The sequence below is a fragment of the Streptomyces sp. BE20 genome, assembly GCF_036322525.1.
Lineage (GTDB): Bacteria > Actinomycetota > Actinomycetes > Streptomycetales > Streptomycetaceae > Kitasatospora.
The window spans coordinates 73,514-79,634 of record NZ_JAQYWW010000862.1 but is presented as its reverse complement, the minus strand read 5'-3'; the positions used below and the strand labels follow the sequence as shown (position 1 = coordinate 79,634).

Annotated in this window: 6 protein-coding genes; 4 read left to right on the top strand and 2 right to left on the bottom strand. The window is 71.5% G+C overall.

The annotated features are described in order from the left end of the window. Positions 1-196: 196 nt before the first annotated feature. Complete coding sequence (locus tag PUR61_RS18930; RefSeq protein WP_329880118.1) at positions 197-1,078, bottom strand: IclR family transcriptional regulator; 882 nt, start codon at positions 1,076-1,078, stop codon at positions 197-199. A 321-nt stretch (positions 1,079-1,399) separates the two neighbouring features. Between PUR61_RS18930 and PUR61_RS18925 the strand changes: the two genes are divergently transcribed. The 4 genes from PUR61_RS18925 to PUR61_RS18910 all read left to right on the top strand — a co-directional run bounded on the left by PUR61_RS18925 (position 1,400) and on the right by PUR61_RS18910 (position 5,119). After that, a complete protein-coding gene (locus PUR61_RS18925) occupies positions 1,400-2,710 on the top strand; it encodes an extracellular solute-binding protein (protein ID WP_329880117.1) in 1,311 nt (436 codons plus the stop codon). A 33-nt stretch (positions 2,711-2,743) separates the two neighbouring features. Further along, positions 2,744-3,682: a carbohydrate ABC transporter permease gene (locus PUR61_RS18920; protein WP_329880116.1), complete on the top strand. Its 939-nt coding sequence runs from the start codon at positions 2,744-2,746 to the stop codon at positions 3,680-3,682. Further along, positions 3,679-4,527 carry a carbohydrate ABC transporter permease gene (locus PUR61_RS18915; RefSeq protein WP_329880114.1) on the top strand — a complete coding sequence of 283 codons (849 nt, stop codon included), beginning with the start codon at positions 3,679-3,681 and terminating at the stop codon, positions 4,525-4,527. Before PUR61_RS18920 ends, PUR61_RS18915 begins: the two co-directional genes overlap by 4 nt. 70 nt (positions 4,528-4,597) lie before the next feature. After that, the gene (locus PUR61_RS18910) at positions 4,598-5,119 is read left to right on the top strand and encodes a nucleotidyltransferase domain-containing protein (RefSeq protein WP_329880112.1); all 522 of its coding nucleotides are present in this window, start codon (positions 4,598-4,600) and stop codon (positions 5,117-5,119) included. 83 nt (positions 5,120-5,202) lie between these two features. On the opposite strand, the gene PUR61_RS18905 is transcribed toward PUR61_RS18910, so the two are convergent. After that, entirely contained in the window at positions 5,203-6,054 is an 852-nt protein-coding gene (locus tag PUR61_RS18905) for a VOC family protein (RefSeq protein ID WP_329880110.1), read from the bottom strand. Positions 6,055-6,121: the final 67 nt, after the last annotated feature.

The window sequence follows — 6,121 nt, the reverse complement described above, 5'->3', positions numbered from 1 at the left end:
CTGGTACTGTTCTTCCTGTCGCGAGGGAGATGATCTCTCGTCAGGCGTCAGTGGTGCTACCAGAGCACGTCCTACTTTCAGTAGGGAGAGTCCGTGCAACCCGGGCCTGGCGCTCCACGTCGGACGGGGCCCGGTACCTGAGAAGGTACCGGGCCCCGTCCGCGTTCACCGGGGTCGCCCGGGCGGGACGCGCCGGTCAGGTCACCGCGCGGTCGGAGCCGAGTTCGCGGGAGATGCGCAGGCCGACCTGGGCGACGACCGGGCCGAGGGCGCGGACCCGGGCGGCGGTCATCCGCGAGGTGAGGCCGGAGACCGAGAGGGCGGCGGTCACCTCGCCGGTGTGGTCGAAGATCGGGGCGGCGACGCAGCGGACCTCGGGCTCGTTCTCGCGGTCGTCGATCGAGTAGCCGCGGGCGCGGATCCGGGCGAGGTCGGCGCGCAGGTGGGTCTCGTCGGAGATGGTCCAGGCGGTGACGGGGCGCAGTCCGGCGGCGACGACCTCGGTGACCGCCTCCTCGGGCAGCCACGCCAGGATCGCCTTTCCGGTGGCGGTGCAGTAGGCGGGGGCCCGACTGCCGACCCGGGAGGCCATCCGGACGTTGGTCTCGTCCTCGACCTTGTCGAGGTAGACGATGCCGGGCGCCTGCCAGACGGTCAGGTGGACGGTCTCGCCGGCCTCCCGCTGGAGGCGGCGCAGGTGTTCGGCGGCGACGCTGCGCAGGTCGAGGGTGGAGAGGTAGGCCTGGCCGAGCCGGAGCGAGCCGTGGCCGAGCCGGAACCAGCCGGTCTCCCGGTCGCGGTCGAGGAGGTGCTCGTCCAGCAGCGGGCCGGTCAGCCGCAGGACCGTCGACTTGTTGAGGTCGAGAGCCTCGGCGAGCTGGGCGAGCGGGACGCCGCGGCCGTCGCCGTGGTCGCGGACGTAGCCGAGGACGGACAGCGCGCGACGCAGGGAGGAGGACTGGTTCCGCTCGCCCGTGGTCTTCTTCGGCTTCTCCGCGCCGGTGGCCGTGCCGCCCGCGGTCGCGCCGGCTGCCGGGCCCGCGCTCGTGCCGGCCGCGCTGACCGCCTTCTCCGTCATCGGTCCGTTCCCCTCTCGTTCCGCCACCGGACTGCGGCGGTTGTCGAACCGTACCCTCCCGCACCTCGCTTACCGCTTTTTCGATACACCGTTGTGCATTGCAAAACTTCCCGAACGGCCTCTTGTTGGCCGTGAGCGCCCGCGCCTAACGTCCCTGGCATCGAGCAGGCGACGTAGCCCACCCGAGCGGTCGCTCTGCCGTACCCCCACATCAATGCGTTCACGCACCCACCATCGGCCCCGGTCAGGGCCTGCTTCGACGCGCCCGTCCCCAGCGGCGCACGTCTCGGCGGCAACTGTCGGGAGGGGAGGTCTCCACCCATGCGAATCGTCAGACGGGCCGCCGCGGCCACCGTCCTCGCCGCCACGTGTCTCGCCGCCGCCGCCTGTTCGCCCGGTACCGCGTTGCCGGCCGGTGACAAGGCGGCCGACGACAAGACCGGCACCCTGCAGGTCTGGCTGTACAACGAGGCCGGCAACGCCGCGAAGGAAGCGGTCGTCAGCAAGGCCGTCGCCGAGTTCCAGGCCTCCCACCAGGGCGTCACCGTCAGTGTCAGCTACATCGACACCGACGCCTCGGCCCGCGCCGCCAAGATGAAGGGCGCGTTCAACGACCCGAACAGCGCCCCGGACCTGGTCGAGTTCGGCAACACCGACCTCCCCGGGTACGTCGCGGCCGGCGGCCTCGCCGAGATCGGCGCCGACCTCGACAAGTGGAAGGACAAGGGCGACCTCGACCCGGCGATCGCCAAGACCGCGGTGCTCGACGGCAAGACCTACGGCCTGCCCTGGTGGGTCGCCGTGCGGGCGCTCTACTTCCGCACCGACCTGTTCACCGAGGCCGGCCTCGCGGCCCCGACGTCCTACGCCGAGCTGGTCGCGGCCACCCAGAAGATCCACGCCGCGCACCCGGACACCTTCGGCATCGCGGTCGGCGGCAAGTACACCTTCGGCGCGCTCCCCTTCGTCTGGGACGCGGGCGGCGACATCGCCGCCAAGGAGGGCACCACCTACAAGCCGACGATCAACTCGTCCGCCTCGCAGGCCGGCATCAAGCGCTACACCGACCTCTTCGGCGAGAGCGGCTGCCCGGTCCAGCAGTGCGCCGACCTCACCGGCGGCAAGACCGTCGACCTCTTCGCGGCCGGCAAGTCCGCGATGGCGATCCTGCCCAACTCCAGCCGCAGCAAGGTCGACGCGGGCCCGGTCAACGGCAAGTACGGGGTCGTCCCGCTGCCCGGCGAGAAGCCCGGTTCGATCGCCCCGGCGTTCGCCGGCGGCAACAACCTCGGCGTGATGAAGGCGGCCAAGCACCGCACCCTGGCCGTCGAGTTCGCCGAGCTGCTGGCGAGCCCCGCGTACCAGGAGCAGATGTACGACGCGATGGGCAACCTGCCGACGCTGAAGCCGGTCAACGCCAAGGTCGCCGCCAAGGACGCCTTCCTGAAGCCGTTCACCGACACCATCGCGGCCGGTACCAAGTTCGTGCCGCTGGACCAGGGATGGGCGCAGATCGACGCGCAGGCCGTCATCCCGACGATGCTCCAGCAGATCGTCACCGGCAAGGCGGACGTGGCGAAGGCCTCGGGCGACGCCGCCACGCAGATCACGTCGGCCTTCGCGGCCCGCTGATCGCCGGCCCCCGCAAGAGAGCAGGTCCCGTACGTGTCCGCACCCACCACGACCGCCCCGGCGGCGCCGCCCTCCCCGAGCGGGCGGCGCCGCCCCCCGCTGCTGCTCCTGCTGCCGGCCGCGATCATCATGATCCCCCTGGTGGCGTACCCGATCTACCAGCTCGGTCTGCTGTCGGTGCTGGACTTCGGTCAGGCCCAGGCCTCCGGCGGTGTGCCGACCAGCTTCGTCGGGCTCGGCAACTACCAGAAGATCCTCGGTGACGGGCAGTTCTGGTCGGTGCTGACGCAGACGATCGGCTTCGCCGCGTTCTGTGTGGTCGCCACCCTGGCGGTCGGCGCCACCCTCGCGGTGCTGCTCACCAGGGTGGGCCGGATCTCCCGACTGGTGCTGACCACCGCCGCCATGGCGGCCTGGGCGGCGCCGGCGATGACCGGTTCGACGGTGTGGAGCTTCCTCTTCGACACCAACCTCGGTCTGGTCAACAAGACCCTGGTCAGCATCGGTCTGAACGGCTTCCACGAGTTCAACTGGTTCTACGACAAGTGGACCGCGTTCCTGATCGTGGGCGCCGTGGTGGTCTGGCACTCCTTCCCGTTCGTCATGGTGACGCTCTACGCGGGCATCAAGGCGATCCCGACCGAGATCCTGGAGGCCGCGGCGCTGGACGGCGCCGGCACCTGGGCCACCTTCCGCCGGATCACCGCCCCGATGCTCCGGCCGATCCTGACCATCGTGGTGATCCAGTCGGTCATCTGGGACTTCAAGGTCTTCACCCAGATCTACGTCATGACCGAGGGCGGCGGAATCGCCGGCCAGAACCTCGTCCTCAACGTGTACGCCTACCAGAAGGCGTTCGCGTCCTCCCAGTACGGACTCGGCGCGGCCATCGGCGTGATCATGCTGCTGATCCTGGTGATCCCGACGGTCCTCTACATCCGCTCGCTGCGACGGACGGGGAATGAACTGTGAACACCCGTGGCCGCAGGCGGCTCGCCGCCAACTCCCTCGCGATCCTGGTGGCCGTGGTCACCGCCTTCCCGATCTTCTGGATGGTGCTCTCGGCGTTCAAGCCGAAGGGCGAGGTGCAGTCGCTCGACCCCCGACCCTGGACCGCGCACCCGACGCTGGAGAGCTTCCGCCAGGTGCTCAGCGTCGACGGGTTCGGGCGGTACTTCGTCAACAGCCTGATCATCGCGCTGTCGGTGGTCGTGCTGTCGGCCCTGGTGGTCTTCCTCGCGGCGGTCGCCGTGACGAGGTTCCGGTTCAGGTTCCGCACCACCATCATGGTGATGTTCCTGATCGCCCAGATGATCCCGGTCGAGGCGCTCACCATCCCGCTGTTCTTCATGTTCCGCGACGCGGGGCGGCTGGCGCCGGGCGTCGGACTCAACACCCTGGCCTCGCTGATCCTGGTGCAGTTGGCGTTCTCGCTGCCCTTCGGGATCTGGATGATGCGCGGCTTCGTCGCCGCCGTGCCGGTCTCCATCGAGGAGGCCGCGCAGATCGACGGTGCGAGCCGGAGCCGGATCCTCTGGCGGATCCTGCTGCCGCTGGTGGCCCCGGGCCTGGCCGCGACCAGCGTGTTCTCCTTCATCGCGGCGTGGAACGACTTCGTCTTCGCCAAGACCTTCATCATCAGCGCGACCGAGAACCAGACCCTCCCCTCCGCGCTGCTGGTCTTCTTCAAACCGGACGAGAACGACTGGGGCGGCATCATGGCGGCCTCGACGCTGATGACCGTGCCGGTCCTGATCTTCTTCATCGCGGTGCAGCGCAAGCTGGTCTCCGGGCTGGCCGGCGCTGTGAAGGACTAGCCCGCGAGGGCCGGTGCCGCGAAGGAGAGGCTGCGGCGGGTGTAGCGTCCCGATCATGGAGGTGGGGTCCATGAACAGGGAACGCGCCGACGGGCAACTCGCCCAGATCGCCGAGACGGTGGGCCTCGCCCGCCGTCTCGGCACTCGTGTCCGGCTGCGCGGCGGCTGGGCGATGGACTTCTTCCTCGGCGGGCTCACCCGTGACCACGAGGACATCGACTGGTTCGTTCCGGCCGCCGACGCCCCCGCGCTCGCCGCCGGCCTGCACGAACTCGGCTACCGCAGGCTCGACGGCCCCCCGCCGGGCCAGCAGTTCGACGTCGTCAAGGACGGTTCGGAGTCGAGCTTCGCGCTGGTCGATCCGAGGCCGGACGGCCGGGTGCTGGTCGCCGGCGGCCCCTGGGCCGGGACGGCCTGGCCGGACGGGCTGCTGGACGGGCCCGTCGGGCGGCTCGGTGGTGTGGAGTGCCCGATCGTGGGTCCCGAGCTGCAGATCGAGATCAAGCGGATGATGCCGGTCTGGGACCCGCGCCGGCCACGGCGGGCCAAGGACGCGGAGGACATCGCACGCCTGCGGGCGGCGCTCGCCTGAGGGCCGGTGCTGCCCCGTTCCCCGTTCCCCGTTCCCCTGAGTCGCTTCGGGGATGCTGCGGCGGCACCGGGCGTTCCGCCCTCCTACGCGGCCACGGTCGCCTCTGCGGACGGGAGGCCGATCAGCGTGAACTCCGCCCCGCCGTCGTCCCGGACCGCCGCCCGCCGTCCGAACGGTGTCGGGTGCGGTCCCGCCAGCACCTCCCCGCCCAGCTCGCGCACCCGCTCGGCCGCGCGGTCGGTGTCGTCCGTGCCGAAGTGGACGCTCCAGACGGCCGGCGGACCGGCCGCCCCCAGGTTCGTCCCGCCGCTCCCGCTCCCGCTCCCGCTCCCGCTTGCGCTTGCGCTTGCGCGGCCCGTCGGGCCCGTCCGGTCGGCGTCGGCTCCGTGACCGCCGCCGATGCCGCCGGCCACGGCTCCGCCGACCCGGAACACCGTGCCGCCGTCCGCGCCCGACCCGTACTCGTACCCGAAGACCTGCCGGTAGAAGGTCCGGGCCGTGGCCGGGTCGGGGGAGAGCTGCTCGCTCCAGCTGAACGCGGACGGTTCGTCGACCAGACCCGCCCCCTGCCAGAGCAGCCCCTGCCGGAGCCCGAACACCGCGCCGGTCGGGTCGGCGACGACGGCCGCCCACCCCTGCTCGGGTCTCTCGAACGGCTCTCGGACGACGCGCCCGCCGGCCGTCCGGACCTCCTCGGCCGCCCGTCCGACGTCCGTCACCGCGAGGTACGTGGTCCACGAGCGTTCCTCGCCCGCCGGCCGCCGGACCAGCCCCGCGACCTGTGCCCCGCGCAGCGTCGCCACCGTGTACCCGGGCAGCCCGACGTACTCCCACCCGAACAGCGCGCCGTAGAACCGCCGGGCCCGCGGGAGGTCCGGGGTTCCCAGCTCGACCCAGCAGGGGACGCCGTCGCGGTACCTGCCCGCCTTCGGCATGCCGCCCTCCTCGCCGCCGGAACCACCCGGGCCCCTGGGGCCAGCCTCTGCTTCCGCCCGGCGCCCG